Raw genomic sequence first — 17624 nt, forward strand, 5'->3', positions numbered from 1 at the left:
GGCGTTGGCCTGGACTTCGCTTTACGCGATCCGTAGCCGCGCCCGCAGCTGGGCGACGAATTGCGTCGCTTCCACAGGGTGGAACAACGAGGTCAGCCCGAAGAAAACCGCAGCGCCGGCGGTGCCGCCAGCGACAAGCGAGAAGATCGCAGGCACGTCGCCGGCCACCATGCTGGCAAGCTTGGCGGCCACCCCCGTGCTGAGCGAGATGATCACCGAAACACCGATGTCGCGCCACGGCACCGGCACCGGCGTGAGCCGCTCGCTGATGATAATGCAGGTTATGGAGCCCACCACCGAGCCGCCCGCTAGCGCCAAAGCGGCGCCGATCTCGGCCATCGGGGGGATCAACAGCAGGGACAATGTGATTGTTGCCACCGAGCCGAAGAGATTGGCGATGATCAGCAGCCACGGCCGCTTGTGCGCGTGCACCACGACGCCATAAACGAAGCTGGTGAGGTTGGCACACAGCACGCTAAAGGCAATGATCGGAAACAGCAGGCCGAAGCGGCCGTGATATTGCGAGGGCAGCATGAGCTCGGTGATATCGCTGCTGAGCGCGACCAGCATCGCTGCAATCGGCAGGCAAAGCCGCATCATCAGCGCCATCAGTTGCGACAGCAGCCGGCCCGACGCCGCGGGCCCATCCTCGTCGAACCGGCTGACCACCTCGGGAAAGGCGCCCATGTTGATGGCGTTGGCGACCATGTCGATCGGCTGGCGGGCCAGGGCATAGGCTGCGGCGAAGATCGCTACAGCGCTGGCATCGTAATAGATCTTGAGGAACAGACGCTCCGCGCTGTTGAGCCCGAAGCCCACCAGCGCCATGATGACCAGCGGCACACCGAGCGCAAAGAAGTCCCTGTGGGTGAAGCGCGGCGGACCGGCAACGACCCGTCGGTATGCCATGATCCCCGCCACGATGCCGGCAATCAAGGCGCCGAGGCTCGAGCCGAGCGAAACCGTCAGAAAGCTATCCTGGAAGACAAGAATGGCGCCGATCGGCAGCGCGAGTTGCAGCAGGGCACGCAGGGCTTCTAGGATCGAATAGACCGAATGGCGCTGCTGCATCTGCAGCACCGTCAACGCGAAGCGGCTGATGGATCCGGCGACCAGATAGCCGCAGACCGCGATCGCGAACTCGACCCAGCGTTCCGGCACGACCACTGCCGACGCGCCTACCGATATGACCAGCGCCAGGGTCGTGGTCGCAAGCAACACCTGCCCTGCCAGCATCAGGCTGCCGCGGCTGACCTCGCCCTTGCCGCCCAGCCTGAGCAAGGCGATGCGCAGCCAGTTGGTGACGGCAATGTCGGTCATTTCACCGACGGTCACCACTAGGGTGAGCAGGCCATACTCGGTCTGGTCGATCAAACGCGTCACTACGACCAGCAGGAGCAGCGCCGAAATTCGCGTCAGCAGGATCGCCGGAGCATAAATGAGGGTGGAACGGAGCAGCAAGGGCGTGTCCCTGGAAAACTCACCTCCGACTAGCCGCCGACTGGCGGAAAATCCAGCGCGATGACGGCGAAGGGTGAACAGATTCAGTTTGAACTAAAAGATTTGCCGTAAACCTTATCGGGAACGTTTGCTTTGCAGTTACCCGGTCTGTGTTATTTAGAGTACCATCATGTTGCAGCGCCTCATATCCGATCGAAAAATACATGTCCTGGTCGCGACGCCGTCGGGCGTTTCGGGGCAGGGCGGCATCGACCGCATCATGGGGGCGCTGAAACAAGAGTTCGAACGGCAAGAAATTGCGGACATCGATGTGTGCTTCCTTGCCAGCCGTGGCCCGGGCCATGTCGGACTTTCGGTCTTCTATATGCTCGGCTTTTGCTTACGGATGCTTAAAGCGCGTCTGGCTGGACGCGCCGATGTCATTCATATCAACATCTCAGTTTCCGGTAGCACCTACCGCAAGATGGTGATCGCCGCCTGCGCACGGCTGCTGTCGATACCCTATGTCCTGCATTTGCACGGGGCGCAGTATCAGACATTCTGGAAAGCCGACCGTGGTTTCATAAGCCGCCGTATCAAAGCTCTGTTCGAGCATGCCGATCGGGTGATCGTTTTGGGCAGGCTTTGGCGCGATTTCGTCGCCGACCGGGCGCCGGGCGCTGCCGGCAATATCGTGATCGTGCCCAATGCGACCGAAGTCCCGTTGCTGGCGCATGTCGGCGGCGGCGACCATGTGCATATCCTGTTCCTCGGTCGCATCGGCGACCGCAAGGGCGTACCGCAATTGCTGGAGGCGCTGCACCGCATGAGCCCTGTCAAGAATTGGCGCGCGACGATTGCCGGCGATGGCGAAGTCGAGGCGGCACGGACAAAGTCAGCCGCGCTGGGGATTGCAGACCGGATCGCCTTTCCGGGCTGGGTGGGACCTGACGATGTCGCATCGCTGATCTCTTCGGCCGATATTCTGGTTCTTCCCTCGTTCGCCGAAAATCTGCCGATGTCGGTTATCGAAGGCATGGCAGCCGGTTTGGCGGTGGTGGCGACCCCGGTTGGCGCGGTCGAAGACATAATCACCGACGGGCAATCCGGGCTGCTGGTGCCGCCAGGCGATATTACAGCGTTGACCGACGCGTTGAGCCGCCTCGTGGAGAACCCAGCACTAAGGGCAAGGCTTGGTGCCGGTGCCATGGCCGTGCATCGGGAACGGCTTGAGCTCGCCCCATTTGTCGGCGCAATCTGCGATGTCTGGCGGTCGGCCGCGTCAAGCCGTCAACCGGTCAAGCGCTGAGGCCGACGATCGCGGCGGCGCTTCGAGCCTGAATTCGCGGTGGAATATCTCCAAATTCAACAGCGCCCATATCAGTTTTTCGTGGTCGGCGGCACGCGTGGTGTGTTCCGAGACGATTTGATCGAGCTGTTTCGGACTCAGATAGCTGCGAATAACGGAGTGAGGCGAGCAAAGATGGTCATGCACGTAGTTCCTCATCGATCCGCGAAACCATTCGGCGACCGGTACCTTGAACCCGACCTTGCGGCGGCTGAGAATTTCCTCGGGAAGGATATTGGCCATGATGTCGCGCAGGATCTGCTTGCTGTGCAACCAACCCAGCCTGTAGCGATCGGGCAATTTGCTGACGAACGAAACCAGATCGCGATCGAGGAACGGCATTCTTCCTTCGATTGAACCGGCCATCATCATGTGGTCGCCTCGTTCCAGGAGATTGTCGGGCAGCCACGATGTCTGATCGAAAAACAGCACGCGGCGAAGATGGGAGGCTGCAGCGCTTGACGAGAACGGAAAGTCGTTGCGCTCATAACGGCGATCTACGGACTCACCGATCAGGCAAGCGCGCTGCCGCGCCGAAACGGCTCCAAACCAGGAGACCATCCGAGCGGCAAAGTCCCTTTCGCCCGCGGTGCGGGCAAACGTATCGACCTTGGCCGACGCGCCCGGCATGGCGCGTACCAAAGGGGAAAGGACGTTATCGTGCAGCGAGGCTGGAACAAGCGACTGGTAGATACCGGCCAGTGATTCCGCGCGATGCTTGGGGTAGCCGCCGAGAATCTCGTCGGCTCCTTCTCCGGTGAGCACCATCTTGACGTCCTGGGAGGCTCGCTCCGACATCAGGTAAATTGGAATATCGCTGCTTTGCGAAACAGGTGCCCCGCGTTGGCGAACCATCGCTGGCAGGTGATCCATCAGATCGCCTGGCTGGATGACAAGTTCGCAATGATCGGTCCTGAAATGATCGGCAACGCGCCGGGCGAATGCAAGTTCGCTATAGGCTGCGTCGTCGAACCCGACAGAAAACGTGCGAATGGGCGTGGCGCTATGCCTGGCCATCAGCGCGACGATAGCCGAGGAGTCGAGTCCTCCGGAGAGAAAGGCCCCAAAAGGTGCATCGCTGCGCATCCTGATCTCGACGGAATGGTCGAGCAGTTCCAGAAATCGCCGCTTGGCGGCTTTTCCGTCGATCCGCTCGGTCAGGGTCGCCTGGTCCGGAGGCGTATAGTAGCGCGTTTCCTTGACTACCCCTTGCGACCAGACAGCATAGCTGCCGGGATTGAGCTTGCGGATCTGTTTAAAAAGCGTGCGTGGTCCCGGCACATAACGCCAGTTCAGATACTCGTGCACGGCATCCAGATCGAGTTGCTGCGCATCTTGCTGCGACGACAATAATGCGTTGATCTCCGAGGCAAACAGCAGCAATTTTTCGCTTTGCATGAGGTAAAGCGGCTTTTCCCCGAAGGGATCCCGGCCGAGGATCAATTCCTGCCTCTGAGCATCCCAGAGGGCAAAGGCGAACATGCCGCTCAGCCGGTCGAACATGGACAAGTGCCACTGATCGTAGGCTCGGAGCAGCACCTCGGTGTCGGAGCGCGTTCGAAAATGATGGCCAAGGCCGATCAGTTCCTGGCGCAGCTCGATGTAGTTATATATCTCACCGTTGAAAATTATTTTGAGACGGCCGTTCTCAATCTGCATCGGCTGATTCGACTCGGGCGCCAAGTCAATGATCGCCAGGCGGCGATGGACCAATGCCAATTGTTCCTCGCCGGTGTTCAGGTCCAATATCTCGGTGCCTTCGGCATCGGGACCGCGATGCCGCAATGCATTTGACATTCTGGCGGCCCGCTCTTGTGGATTTTCGGCCCTTCGACCGATCCATCCGGCAATTCCACACATTGTCCCCCCTAGGCGCGCGCATTCCTCACTTCAGTACAACAAATGTGTTAAACACTTCGTGCCAATACAACCCAACCGGGAGAAAAGCTGCTACGGGCCGTTCCTCGATCAAGCCTGGCGGTCAGGGGTTGCCACCGGTTGTTCGCTGGTGAGGGGGAGTGACGGCACCTATGGCAGGCCCAATGCCTGCAGCATCTCCGGGTCGGGTACCGGGGGGCCATCGGGCCGGATGAGGCTCATCCCATAGGGATTGGAGAACTCCCAGACAGACCATGGGATCGCAAAGCGTTCGGCCTCTCGGCGCACTACCTTGAGATAGCGCGAACGGTCGGCCTCAAAGGCGCCCATGCGGCCGTCCGCTGACATGAGGATAGCGCCGAATTCGCCCATGAAGAGCCGCCGGCTGGGAATGCCATGGCCTTCAGCCCAGTCGACAGCCTGGCGAAAGCTCGCCTCCAGTTGGCTCTGGCCCCAGTTCTGCTCGAAATATTTCGCGATTGCTTGGCGCGCGGTGGCCATGTTCATCATCTGCTCGACCCTGCTCAAGCCGGCAGCTTCCATCCGCGCTCTAAGGGTTTCGGTCACCACTTCGGGTGTACTGCTGTCGGCCGGCCAGGGAAGTCCCGAAGCAAAGCTGATTGTGTCATCGGGCCGCTGGTGGGTGAAGCTGTGCGGCTCATACATATGGAAGCTGTAATAGAGGTTTGGGTCATCAAAGCCGGGGCTGAGGTTGACCAATCCGGCAATGCTGCCGCCGCAGGCGCCGGTTGCAACGATGGTAAGTTCGCTGCTGACCGCTCGAATGTCGTGGACGGTCCCTGCCATGATCCGCTGCCAGTCATCGCTGCCGCTCGCATCGCATGGGTAGTATGCGGGTTCGTTGTAAGGTTCGAGGGCGACTCTGTCGGTGCCTATCTTGACCAGCATGGCGGCGACCGCCACAACCATTTGACGATAGCGGGCAACGCCCTCGCTGTCGGCGCCGCCATAGATCATCTCCATGCTGTAGTCGGGAACCTGAGTGACGCCATGCAGGTCGAAAACCACCTTGAGGCCGGTCGACGTGATCCGCTCGACGGCGGCGGCAAGTATGTCCAGCGCCTGCTGCCGCTTGGCGCCCTCGCTGGCAAGCAGCGGGCCGGGATCGACGCTCAGCCGGACGAAGTCGAAGCCCATCGATCGGATGTGGGCAAACACCTCCCCGGACGGCCAGTCGGTGGGCGGCCTGCTTTCCGCAAGCCACTCCTTTTCGCTGCGATAGGGCGGCCAAACGTAGGTTCCGTCTTTCTCCACCGGCGACCAGTTGAGCCACTGATGCACGCCAACGCCGCGCTTGAGAGGGATGGGCGCTGCGTCGGCCGCCACAAGCAAGGCGAGCACCCAGGCAACAACATACACGGCTTTTCCCATCGCTACCTCCGCATGCTCGCGGGAGATATTAACCGCAACGAACGGGAAAGAAGATTGCCGGCCCGCAGCTTTTCGACGGCATGGTATACAAGGACCGAAACGTTGACGGGGCGTGCATGAGAATCGGCTGGTACATCAACCGATTGCGCAGCATGGGACCGGCCGAGGTGTTGCACCGGCTGGTGGAGCAACGTCGAAGGATCGCGTCGCGCCGCCGCGATGATGGGTGGGAGCGCTATCCATCGCCGCAGTTGCACCCGGTGCTGCCCGGATTTCGTCATGCTGCGCTGGCAGCGACCGACGCTCAACGGCAAGCCCTAGCGGCGGCCGCGCAAGAGATGCTTCAGGGCCGTTTTTCGGCACTCGGGCGGACATGGCCAAAGCGTGAGCCCGATCTTTTGTTTCCTGCTGAGCTTTGGCGTCTTGATCCGGTGACCGGCAGGCTTTGGCCTGGCCCCGAGGCTCATACTTTCGACATCGATTTTCGCCATGGCGGCGACCTTGGCGATATAAAATATGTCTGGGAGATCAACCGGCTGCAGCAATTGCCGCCACTGGCTGCACACCTGCTCCTCAGCGAGGATAATCGGTCCCGGAGTGCCATTGAGTTGGCGATCGGCAGTTGGTATTCCGCCAATCCGCCGTTCCGAGGCATTGGCTGGGCTTCCGGCATCGAAGTAGCGCTGCGAGCCATCAGCCTGATCGTCACCCTGGACCTCGTCCGCGACCGGCTTGACCCGGCGACACTGCGGAAAGCCGGTGAAATACTCGCGGCAAGCGCCTATTGGCTGCCGCGGTTTCCATCGCGATATTCCTCCGCCAACAACCATCTCGTCGCGGAATTGGCTGGCGAATATCTGGTCGGCCTGGCGCTCGGAGCCGAAACCGAAATTGCCCGCAGCGCCCTCCTGAATGAGACGCACAAGCAGATTCTTGCCGACGGCGCCGGTGCCGAGCAAACGCCGACCTATGCAGCCTTCAGCGCCGAACTCATCTTGCTGTGCGCCGCCGCGGCACGCCAGGCGGGAACGCCGTTTCCCTCGGCTGTCGAAGCGCGTCTGGGCGCCTTCGCCAATTTCGTCGGCTGGCTGCCACAGAAAGCCGCCCGCTTCGGCGACGACGATGAGGGCCATGTGCTGAAGCTGGGCGACGAGCCGAACTATATCCGATCCGTCGCGGCCGCCATCCACGGCTTACTGGGGACGCCGGGCAACACGCCGGAGCCTGACGATTTTCGTTCGCTTTTCTTTGGTGCGCCGTCGGGCCCGGCGCCCGCGGTGCATGGCTTGCAGACATTCGCGCAAGGCGGGCTCTCAGTCTGGCGCGGAGCAATGAATGGCCGCAATGTCGAACTGACGTTCGATCATGGACCGCTTGGCTATCTCTCGATAGCGGCGCACGGCCATGCCGACGCGCTGTCGCTTACCCTGTGCATCGACGGTGAGCCGGTGCTGGTCGATCCCGGCACCTGGCTCTACGGTTCGGGAGGCGCATGGCGCGACTGGTTCCGCTCCACACCGGCGCACAACACGCTGAACATCGAGGGTAAAAGCCAAAGCACCATCGCTGGAAATTTCAACTGGTCGCACAAGGCAGTCGCAGCGCTGGTGGAGAGCGAGCCGGGAACGCACTGGAGGCTGAGCGCCCGGCATGACGGCTATAGAAGCCGCTTCGGCGTCGTGCATCAGCGCACTTTGGCGCGCCAGGCCGATGGCATCCTCATCACCGACCAACTGCTCGGCGGCAGGCGCCAGTCCGAGATCGTCTTCCAGCTGGCGGCCGGTCTCCATGCCGACCGGCACGAAAACACGGTCACGGTGTTGCGCGGCGACGAGGCGCTGTTGGCCATCCGCTTTCCTGATGCTGCGCTCGATATCGGCGCCGGCGGTGACATGCCGGGCCGAGGCGGTTGGGTTTCACTGCGTTTTGGCACCAGGCAGCAAGCCGAACGGCTCGCTTGGCACGGCGAAGTGGGCGAAACCGGGATCGATATCCATCTTGCCCCAATTCACCCGCCGCAACGGAAAAAACCGGCGCCAACGTAGAGTTGCCGGGCGAGTTCCAGCCGTATTCGACATTAATTACGTTTGGACATTTAGCGGTTTCGTTACCGTTGATCTGCTAGTCTCGCACCATCCAGCCTGCTTTGCCCGCCGTGCCCGCAACAGCCACTGGTTGCAGGCGGCGTAGCGAGTTTGGCGGGAATTTTGTGCTTTGCTATTCGCCAGATCGCCTTCTTACGACCCCAGACTGCCTTCTTACGACCAGGAGCCGCTGCAACGATGTTTTCCGAATTTGCCAGAGCGATTGTGGAAAAGCTTTCGAACGTCAATCTGACCACGCTCGGCCTGCTTCTCCTCACCGCACTGGGCAGCGCGGTGATCGCCTACTGGCGAACTGTCGAACATAAATCCCTCAGGGACTTTTTCGACTTCGCCTTCCCGCCGGAAGTCATCCTGCACCCGTCGGCGCGAGCCGACGCCCTGTTCTGGATTACGAAACGGGCGATGATGCCTTTCCTGCTCATTCCTGCCGGCGTCACCTTCGTCGTCGCGGTGGGCTATGGCACACGCGAGGCAATCGGCTGGCTCTTCAACATCCACGCGCCGCTTCTCGCCGGCCCGGCGGGACCGGTGACGATCGTCATCTTCACCGCAACCATGCTGGTCGCCTATGACATTTCATACTACCTGTACCACGTCGCCCAGCACCGCTTCCCGTTCCTGTGGGAATTGCACAAGGTGCATCATTCGGCCGAGGTGATGGTGGGGATCACCAAGGACCGGGTTCATCCGCTGGACGATCTGATGAACCGTATGTGGGATGGCGTCATCCCGGGCATCTGCTTCGGTATCTGGAGCCTGATCGCACTCGATCCGGTAGAGGTCGCTATCTTCGGCATCAACGTCTACGTCATCCGCAACATCCTGATGATGGACTTTGTTCGCCATACGCATCTCAAGATATCGTTCGGCCCGTTGAACAACATCATCCTGTGTCCGCACTGGCACCAGGTGCATCACAGCATCGACCCGCGTCACTATGATAAGAATTTCGGCCTGCTTTTTTCGTTCTGGGATCGTCTGTTCGGAACGCAATTTGTCCCGGAGCCGGATGAAGACCTGAAATTTGGCCTGGTCGATCGCGATGTGCGCGATTACCAGTCGCTCTTTGGGCTCTACATCCTGCCGCTCAAGAAGATGGCAAGGCATGTCATGCGACTGTTTCACAGACGGCCCAATGTGGTCGCGCAGCCACAGGACAGTTCTCCTTCATGAACACCGCCGTTTCCATCGACGTCCTAGGCGCGGAGCGCCTGGAAATCGTCCGTTCGGCGGATCGCCTGGCTGCGGTCGAAGCCGCTTGGATGGAGCTTTGGCATCGCACCGACGGGCTGATCTTTCAAAGCCATGCCTGGATTTCGGCATGGTGGAGTACCGTACAACGCCGCGACCAGTGCGCGTTGCGGATCGGCCTGGTGTGGAAGGGCGAGAGACTCGTTGCTGTCGTTCCGCTGGCGATCGGCAGGCGCAGGAGGCTGCGGTTTCTCGAATGGGCGGCCGGCAGCTATACCGACTATGGGGATATTCTCGTCGCTCCGGAATGCTCGTTGTCGGCGCTGCAGGAGCTATGGACCCAACTCTGCGATGCAGGTGGCTTCGATCTTGCCTTGATCAGTCGTCTCTCGCCGGATGCGGCGGCCCGCAAAATTTTCACGCCGGGAGCTTCCGGCGGCATCAGGCTTCGTCACTTTCACCGAACGGAAGTCAGCTATCGCGTTGCCGGACAATGGGAAAGCGGAGCGGCATGGTTTGCGGACCAGTCGAAAAAGACGCGCCAGAACTATCGGCGCGGCATCAAAGCGCTGGAAGAAGCCGGAGAGGTGAGATTTCGCCTGCTTGCGCCCGACGAGCCGCTGCAACCGGTACTGGAGCGCCTCGCGGCCTTGAAGCGGAAATGGCTGACCGAGCGCATGCGTGAGTCAGACCTCTTCGAAGAGGGCGTGCCGGTACTCGCCGCGCTCGTCGATGCGCTGGCGCGCGCCGGCGTGCTGCATATCTTCGTCCTCGAATGCAATGGCGTGATGGTCGCGGTGTCGATCAACTTCGTCCAGCACGACGTGATGATGGCCTTCGTGACGACGTTCGATCCGGATTTCGGCCGGGCGTCGCCAGGTGTGATCCTGTTGATGGACTATGTACAGTGGTCGATCGATCACGGCTTGAGCACGGTCGATTTCCTCTGTGGCGCAGAGTCGTTCAAACACAAATTCTCAACGCAGGCGGTTACGCTGGAATCCGTCATCGGGACGCGCACGGCACAGGGTGCGCTTGCATCTCTTGCCGATCGTGTCCTTCAGACCGTCAGGCATATGCGCGAGCGTTCATCGGCACCACCAGAGGGACGCGATACGCCCGCTCAAGCCGAAGCAGCCCTGGACTAAAGCGCGTCGCGTTCGATCGGCCTCATGCGACGCGCTTTAGATTCTTGTTTTTATCCATGTCGTTATCGCTAAACCGCTGCACACTTTTGCGCGACGTGCATTAGAACGCTTCGTTTCACGGAAACGCCGAACAGCTCTATCTTCTGTTTTGACGCAATTCCGGACGAAAACCGTTCACACTTTTCCTGGAGTTGCTGTAGCGGTCCGCTCGCAAAAAGCTCAAATGAAGCGCGGTATCGGACCGTTTTGCGGCGTGGTGCGGTCGCCGAGGTCGAGGAAGATTTCGTCGATGTAGCACCATCCCCAACCTTCCGGCGGATCGTAGCCTTCGATGACAGGATGGCCGGTTGCCCGAAAATGCTTGGTCGCATGACGGTTGGGCGAGTCGTCGCAGCAGCCGACATGGCCGCATGTGCGGCAGAGCCGCAGATGCACCCACTGCGAACCGCTCTTCAGGCATTCCTCGCAACCGAGCGCGCTCGGCGTCACGTCGCGAATATCCCCGGCGTGCCTGCATTCGTCTGCCATCATACGCTCCTGACCAGTTGTGGCGCCACGGCGAGACTGCCGTTTCGCGCGAGATATGCATGCAGCGCTGCAACCACCTGGGCGCCTTCGCCGACGGCAGCGGCGACGCGCTTGATCGAGCCGGAGCGCACGTCGCCGATGGCGAACACCCCGCCGCGGTTCGTCTCCAGTGCACCACGTTCCTGGCCAATGTCAGGCCCGGTGCGAACGAAGCCCTTCGCGTCCAACGCCACGCCGCATTGCGCCAGCCAGTCGGTGTTCGGATCGGCGCCGATGAACAGGAAGAGGTGGCGGATCGGACGTGCTGTCTCGGTGTCGCGGTTGCGCCAGCGCACTTTGCCAAGATTGCCGTCGTTGCCTTCCAGGGCCGCAATCTGCGTCTCAGCCAGCACTTTGATGTTCGGCTGTGCCCTGACCCGCTCCACCAGATAGCGCGACATGCTCGCATCGAGGCTGCTGCCGCGCGCCAGCAGCCATACCTTCTTCACATGCGCCGCCAGATAGACAGCAGCCTGACCAGCCGAATTGCCGGCGCCGACCAGGGCTACCTCTTGCCCGGCACAAAGCCGCGCTTCGATTGGCGAAGCCCAGTAATGCACGGAGGTTCCCTCGAATTGCGCCAGGTTTGCCATGTCGAGGCGGCTATAGCGCGCTCCGCTGGCGATCACCACCGACCGTGCCCGCACGGTCTCCCCGCTGCCGACAGCGAGCGTGTAGTGGGCGCCGGACGTGTCGCTTGCACTGCCCAGCCGCTTCGCCTCGTCCGGTATCACCATCTCGACGCCGAATTTCTGCGCCTGATTGTAGGCGCGCGCCATCAGAGCCATCCCCGAAATGCCGGTCGGGAAACCGAGATAGTTCTCGATGCGCGAGGAGGCGCCCGCCTGTCCACCAAAGGCACGGCAATCGAGCACGATCGTCGACAACCCTTCGGAAGCCGCGTAGACGGCCGCCGCGAGGCCGGCCGGTCCGGCGCCGACAATGGCCACGTCGTACAGCTTGCCGGCGTCGATCGGCCTCACCAGGCCGATGCAGCGGGCAAGCTCGTTCTCTCCGGGATTGAGCAGCAGCTTGCCGTTCGGACAGAGCACGATCGGCAAATGGTGGATATCGACTGGAAGCGTTCGATCAGCGTCTTGGCGCAAGAATCGGTAGCCGAATCGAGAACCCGATGCGGCTGACCGCTGCGGGCCAGAAAACCTTGCAGCCGCAACACGTCGCCGCTGTCGACCGGTCCGACAATGATCGGTCCGGCTGTGCCGCTCTCGAGCAGGCCGACACGACGCAGGATCAGCGCCCGCATGATGCGCTCGCCGAGGTTTGCTTCCTGCACCATCAGGTCCCGCAGCCTTTGCGAGGGGATGACGAGCGCCTCGACCGGCTCGACCGCCTCCACATCCACCAGTGAGGGTCGGGCTGAAAGCTGCGCCAACTCGCCGACGAAATTGCCTGCACCGTGCGTGACGATTGTTTCGCGCCGGCCGAAGCTGCCGCCCTGGATGATATCCACCTTGCCGGACAGGACCACGATCAGACCGGGCGCCAGCTCGCCGGCTTTGACGATCTGTTCGCCTGTGGCATAGGACACGGCTTCGCCGAAACGGCCCATGCGGTCCAGGTCCGCCTCAGTCAGCGCTGGAAACATCTGATCGCGACGGGCAATGGAGGTCGGATTGACGGATTGATACATGCTTCGAACCTATCGCCGGTGTTCGACAGTTTGAAGCGGTTTTTTGCGGCTTTCGGCCGGTAGGAACCTAGCCCGCCTGTCGGTAAACGCTGTGCCCTTCGCTTCGCAGTTAACTGACGGCGGCCCGTGCGACGGTGTCGTCGCGACGTGCCTCACAATCCGTTGCATCTCCTTGATTTGTTTGATTTGCGCATCCCGGCAAACCCGGCGCATGCTGCTTCAGCCGGCACCTGTCTAAGCCGGCCAGGCCCGGCGCGCCGTCCTGTGTCAAACTCTCGGCCGCCGGGCTTCTGGACAGCAGAAAACGGCCTGTGTCCGAGCACTCCGCAAACGGGCCTGCGGCCTGTTGTTCGGCGAGTGCTCAGGCGGCTACCTGAAGCACAATCTTGCCGCGCGTGTGCTGCTTCTCGAGCTGTTCCTCTGCCTTGGCGACTTCCTCAAGAGGATAGATTGCCTGCACGAATGGCCTGACCTTCCCGGCGTCGATGAGGCGGCTGATCTCGGCAAGCTGTGCCGCGTTCGGCTTGGTCAAATAGGAAACGCCGCGAGCCCGATGCTGGCGGGCCTTTTCCGCCGACGGTTCGGAAAGCGTTGAGACGAGCGTCCCGCCGGGCTTGAGCACGTCCCACGAGCGGTCCTGTGTTTCACCCGCTACCAGGTCGAAGACGAGGTCGACGTCCTCGACAACCTCCTCGAAGCGCTGGTTCTTGTAATCGACCGCCTGGTCGGCGCCAAGCGCGCGGACGAAATTGAAATCCTGCGCGGAAACGGTCGTCGCGACGAAGGCGCCCGCAGCCTTTGCAAACTGCACCGCCAGATGACCGACGCCGCCGGCGCCACCATGGATGAGGACCCGCTGCCCGGATTTGAGACCGCCGTGATCGAAAAGGCCTTGCCACGCGGTAAGGCCCGCAAGTGGCACGGCGGCGGCTTCGGCGTGGCTTAAGCGTTGCGGCTTCGCCGCCGCCTCCGTTGCCTTGACGACGACATATTCGGCGTTGCCGCCGCGGTCGTTGCCGAGCATGGCATATAGCGGATCGCCCTTCTTCAGCGTATGGGCCCGCGTGCCGCACAGTTCCACCACGCCGGATACGTCGCGGCCGAGCGTGACGGGCAGATCTGCGCCTGACGAGCCTTCGCGAACCTTGTAGTCGACTGGATTGACGCTTGCCGCGCAGACCTTGAGCGTGACCTCATCGTCGCGCGGTTGAGGCAAGGGAACGTCGTCCAGCGAAAGAACCTCCGGTCCACCAAAATCGTGGATACGGACGGCCTTCATAGTAATCATGGCTTGCTCCTCATCGGGTTGCAGTCCAGTTCGCCTCTGAACAGTTTCGCCGGCAGGCCGGCGTCTATCCACCCGGCGGTTCGGTCGTAGCAAAGGCCGGCCGGTCGTGCGGGGTCAGTGTATCGTTTGCGAATGCTCGCCGCCGGGTTGCGAGATGCCGCTTAGCGCTTCACCTGCTGTCGCCGTCTCGCTGTTGGTGGCGAGGTCGCCCAGCGAAACGATGCCGACCAGGCGCTTGTCGCGGTTTAGCACCGGCAACCGGCGCACTTTCAGGTCAGCCATGTTGCGCAGAACATCCTCCGCGTCTTCGTCTTCGAAGCAATACCTGACCTCGGTGCTCATCACTTCCCGTACCTTGGCGTCAGGTGTCTTGCCTTGGGCGACGCCGCGGATTGCGATGTCGCGATCGGTTACCATGCCGACAAGCCGGTCGTTCTCGCCCACCGGCATTGCGCCGGCATCGAGGCGACCCATCATTTCTGCCGCATCGCGCAGGGTTTGCTGCGGACTGGCGATCTCGACGTCCTTTGCCATGCAGTTGCCGACTTTCATTTTAACCTCCATTGGTTGCAGGGCCCGCCGCCGGTTTCCATGATGGAAGGGTGAATGAGCGCCAGCGCAAAACGTTCCATGGCAAGACCCGTTTCGAGCGCTTCGCCAAAATCACCCTTGCCATCCTCCATACCGACCGCCCTTCAGGCGGTCGGCCCGGGAAAGGTCGGTTCCGAAGGAATTTCGGAAGGCGTGCCAGGAGGAATTCCGATTGGCTCCTGGTCCGGCGTTGGAATTGGATCCGGCGAGGGCGGGGGTACGCCTGGAGGTTCTGCCGGCGGAGTCTCCGGCGGGGCAGGCGGCCGGGCCGGCTCCGGATTGGGATTGTCCGGCAGTGGATTCGGGTTGTTCGGATCGGGATTGTTCATCGATCACTCCCGTGACATCTGTGGCCTGATCTCCGCCAAGACCGGGTTGCGGCAGCGGCGAGCAGGCTCTCCTGTCCTAAACCAAGGGGAAGCAAAAGCGTTCCCACATCCGATGCCAAGCGATGCCAACCTATCGGGCGGTTCCCAGGCTGGCATACATTCCGTTGGTGCGGAATTGCGTCGGGTTGACGCCGTAGAGGCGGCGGAAGACCTTCGAAAAATAAAAATAATTGGCATCCTCGAAGCCGCACATGATGGCGACCTCCTTGACCGGCAGGAAATCGGCCTTCGTCAGCAACTTCGCCGCGCGCTGCAGTCGCTGCTGCAGTACGAATTCGGCGGGTGGAAGTCCCTCGCTCTCGGCGAAGCAGCGCGAGAAATGCGCACGGCTCAGGCCGCTGATCTCGGCGAGATCGGCAACGCGGAGCGGCCTGTCGAGGTTGGCCTTGATGTGATCGATGACCGGCTGCATGGCGCTCTTGTCGTCGGTGACGGCATGCGAGCCGAAGACATCGTCGTAGAGCGCCATGGCTGCTTCATAGGCGACGGCCGAGGCGGCTCCGGGCGAGACCGCGCCCGTGATCAGGCGCACGCTGCAATCGGCCAGATGATCGATCGTCGAGGGCTTCAGCCGTAGCACGGGACCGACGGCGGCAAGGATCGACTTGTGGATGCGCAGTGCCTCCTCGCCGTTCATCGATATCCAGAAGAATTCCCAGCGTTCGCCCCTGGCCAGCCAGTAACGGTGGTTGTGCGGCACGAGAACCAGCAACGTATCGCCCTTTTGCAGGCGGTAGTTCCGGTTCTCGTAGCGCAATCGGCCGGTGCCGCTGATCGTGTGCTGGAGCACGGTAAACGGCGTCTGGCCGCGCCTGCGCCCATCCCAGTCGTAGACCTCGTTCTCGCGAACTTCATAGCCGGTGCTTGTCGGCATGGTGTGCAGGCGCTGGCGGCCGCGCGGCAGCGATACCGTCCTGCCCGCCGGCCCGGCGTCGATCAAGTTCCGCAGCACAAAATTACCCCTAAAAGCATAATCCTTCTCTGGTCGCGTGCTGAATTAGGCGCATAATCCCTCGAGAAAAGCAAAAGAAACCGCGGTCAAAGAGCGGACGGGAGGAAGTGCCGGATTCCAGCCTGCATGCCACGGCAGGCGGGCCGGGCCTCTTTTCGCCGCCTTTGCCCTAGCATTCGATCAGGTCGAGGTGAGACTGATGAGTTTCAAGATCGCTATCATCGGTGCCGGAAGCGTCGGCTTCACCAAGAAGCTCTTTACCGACATTTTGTGCGTTCCTGAATTCAGGGATGTCGAATTCGCGCTGACCGATCTCAGCGAGCGCAACCTTCAGATGATCAAGTCGATCCTCGACAGGGTCGTCGAATTCAACAGGCTGCCGACCAAGGTTACGGCAACGACCGACCGCCGTGCTGCCCTCGAGGGTGCCCGCTACGTCATCAGCTGCGTTCGCGTCGGCGGTCTCGAAGCCTATGCCGACGACATCCGCATTCCGCTGAAGTATGGCATCGACCAATGCGTCGGCGACACGATCTGCGCCGGCGGCATCCTCTACGGCCAGCGCAACATTCCGGTAATCCTCGATTTCTGCAAGGACATCCTCGAAGTCGCCGAGCCTGGGGCGAAATTCCTGAACTACGCCAACCCAATGGCCATGAACACCTGGGCGGCGATCGAATATGGCAAGGTCGATACTGTCGGCCTCTGCCACGGCGTCCAGCATGGCGCCGACCAGATCGCCGAAGTGCTCGGCGCCAAGTCGCGCACCGAGCTCGACTACATCTGCTCCGGCATCAATCACCAGACCTGGTTCATCGACCTGCGTCTCAACGGCCGCAAGATCGGCAAGGACGAGCTGGTTGCCGCCTTCGAGGCGCATCCGGTCTATTCGCAGCAGGAAAAGCTGCGCATCGACGTCCTGAAGCGCTTCGGCGTCTATTCGACCGAAAGCAACGGCCATCTTTCCGAATACCTGCCATGGTATCGCAAGCGGCCGGACGAAATCACCCGCTGGATCGACATGTCCGACTGGATCCACGGCGAGACCGGCGGCTACCTTCGTTATTCGACCGAAACGCGCAACTGGTTCGAAACCGAATTCCCACAATTTCTCGAATCCGCCGCCAGGCCGATAGACCCCGCCAAACGCTCCAACGAGCATGCCAGCCACATTCTCGAAGCGCTGGAGACGAACCGCGTTTATCGCGGCCACTTCAACGTCAAGAACAACGGCATCATCACCACCCTGCCGCAGGACGCGATTGTCGAGTCGCCCGGCTTCGTCGACCGCTTCGGTATCAACATGGCGGCAGGCATCACGCTGCCGGAGGCCTGCGCTGCCACTTGCATTTCCTCGATCAACGTCCAGCGCATGTCGGTTCATGCGGCAATCTCCGGCGATATCGACCTGCTGAAGCTCGCGGTCCTGCACGACCCGCTGGTCGGCGCGGTTTCGACGCCGGAAGAGGTTTGGCAAATGGTGGACGAGATGGTCGTCGCCCAGTCCCGCTGGCTGCCGCAATATGCCGATGCGGTGCCGGCCGCGAAGGAGCGGCTTTCGAAATCCAGGGTCAAGACCCGCGAATGGGCCGGTGCGGCGCGACGCGACGTCCGTTCGATCGAGGAATTGCGTGCGGAAAAATCGGCTCTCAAGCAGGCCGTCTGAATTTCATCAGGACGGATT

General features: G+C 61.5%; 13 protein-coding genes and 1 pseudogene. 5 read left to right on the forward strand and 9 right to left on the reverse strand.

Annotated elements, in window-relative coordinates; genetic code table 11:
- Positions 1 to 21: 21 nt before the first annotated feature.
- A complete protein-coding gene (locus NKH70_RS09915) occupies positions 22 to 1461 on the reverse strand; it encodes a lipopolysaccharide biosynthesis protein (RefSeq protein WP_352913781.1) in 1440 nt (479 codons plus the stop codon).
- Between the two features lie 169 nt (positions 1462 to 1630).
- Between NKH70_RS09915 and NKH70_RS09920 the strand changes: the two genes are divergently transcribed.
- On the forward strand, positions 1631 to 2749 hold the full coding sequence (locus NKH70_RS09920) for a glycosyltransferase family 4 protein (protein ID WP_352913784.1): 1119 nt from the start codon (positions 1631 to 1633) through the stop codon (positions 2747 to 2749).
- Here the strand turns inward: NKH70_RS09920 and asnB are convergent.
- Complete coding sequence (gene asnB, locus NKH70_RS09925; RefSeq protein WP_353025176.1) at positions 2723 to 4648, reverse strand: asparagine synthase (glutamine-hydrolyzing); 1926 nt, start codon at positions 4646 to 4648, stop codon at positions 2723 to 2725. The two genes, NKH70_RS09920 and asnB, sit on opposite strands and share 27 nt — an antisense overlap.
- Positions 4649 to 4816: 168 nt before the next feature.
- On the reverse strand, positions 4817 to 6058 hold the full coding sequence (locus NKH70_RS09930) for a glycoside hydrolase family 5 protein (RefSeq protein WP_352977296.1): 1242 nt from the start codon (positions 6056 to 6058) through the stop codon (positions 4817 to 4819).
- Positions 6059 to 6174: 116 nt separating this feature from the next.
- Here NKH70_RS09930 and NKH70_RS09935 point away from each other — a divergent pair, with 116 nt between their 5' ends.
- The 3 genes from NKH70_RS09935 (at position 6175) to NKH70_RS09945 (ending at position 10502) form a co-directional block, all read left to right on the forward strand.
- Complete coding sequence (locus tag NKH70_RS09935; protein ID WP_352718075.1) at positions 6175 to 8103, forward strand: heparinase II/III family protein; 1929 nt, start codon at positions 6175 to 6177, stop codon at positions 8101 to 8103.
- A gap of 237 nt (positions 8104 to 8340) precedes the next feature.
- The gene (locus tag NKH70_RS09940) at positions 8341 to 9336 is read left to right on the forward strand and encodes a sterol desaturase family protein (protein WP_353025178.1); all 996 of its coding nucleotides are present in this window, start codon (positions 8341 to 8343) and stop codon (positions 9334 to 9336) included.
- 332 nt (positions 9337 to 9668) lie between these two features.
- A complete protein-coding gene (locus tag NKH70_RS09945) occupies positions 9669 to 10502 on the forward strand; it encodes a GNAT family N-acetyltransferase (protein ID WP_353025180.1) in 834 nt (277 codons plus the stop codon).
- Between the two features lie 219 nt (positions 10503 to 10721).
- Here the strand turns inward: NKH70_RS09945 and NKH70_RS09950 are convergent, their stop codons facing one another.
- The 6 genes and pseudogenes from NKH70_RS09950 to NKH70_RS09975 all read right to left on the reverse strand — a co-directional run bounded on the left by NKH70_RS09950 (position 10722) and on the right by NKH70_RS09975 (position 15940).
- The gene (locus NKH70_RS09950) at positions 10722 to 11033 is read right to left on the reverse strand and encodes a UBP-type zinc finger domain-containing protein (protein ID WP_036238601.1); all 312 of its coding nucleotides are present in this window, start codon (positions 11031 to 11033) and stop codon (positions 10722 to 10724) included.
- Positions 11030 to 12720: pseudogene (locus NKH70_RS09955) on the reverse strand (FAD-dependent oxidoreductase). The gene NKH70_RS09950 and the pseudogene NKH70_RS09955 overlap by 4 nt, the downstream one beginning before the upstream one ends.
- A 361-nt stretch (positions 12721 to 13081) precedes the next feature.
- A complete protein-coding gene (locus NKH70_RS09960) occupies positions 13082 to 14008 on the reverse strand; it encodes an NADP-dependent oxidoreductase (protein ID WP_352977300.1) in 927 nt (308 codons plus the stop codon).
- Between the two features lie 114 nt (positions 14009 to 14122).
- The gene (locus tag NKH70_RS09965; protein ID WP_353025182.1) at positions 14123 to 14560 is read right to left on the reverse strand and encodes a CBS domain-containing protein; all 438 of its coding nucleotides are present in this window, start codon (positions 14558 to 14560) and stop codon (positions 14123 to 14125) included.
- Positions 14557 to 14691 (reverse strand): hypothetical protein, encoded by a 135-nt coding sequence (locus NKH70_RS09970; RefSeq protein WP_352718083.1) that lies wholly within the window; start codon positions 14689 to 14691, stop codon positions 14557 to 14559. Before NKH70_RS09970 ends, NKH70_RS09965 begins: the two co-directional genes overlap by 4 nt.
- Before the next feature lie 367 nt (positions 14692 to 15058).
- Positions 15059 to 15940 carry an AraC family ligand binding domain-containing protein gene (locus NKH70_RS09975; RefSeq protein ID WP_502908339.1) on the reverse strand — a complete coding sequence of 294 codons (882 nt, stop codon included), beginning with the start codon at positions 15938 to 15940 and terminating at the stop codon, positions 15059 to 15061.
- 199 nt (positions 15941 to 16139) lie between these two features.
- Between NKH70_RS09975 and NKH70_RS09980 the strand changes: the two genes are divergently transcribed.
- Complete coding sequence (locus NKH70_RS09980) at positions 16140 to 17606, forward strand: alpha-glucosidase/alpha-galactosidase (RefSeq protein WP_352718085.1); 1467 nt, start codon at positions 16140 to 16142, stop codon at positions 17604 to 17606.
- Positions 17607 to 17624: the final 18 nt, after the last annotated feature.

This window comes from Mesorhizobium sp. M0991, from assembly GCF_040318915.1.
GTDB lineage: Bacteria > Pseudomonadota > Alphaproteobacteria > Rhizobiales > Rhizobiaceae > Mesorhizobium.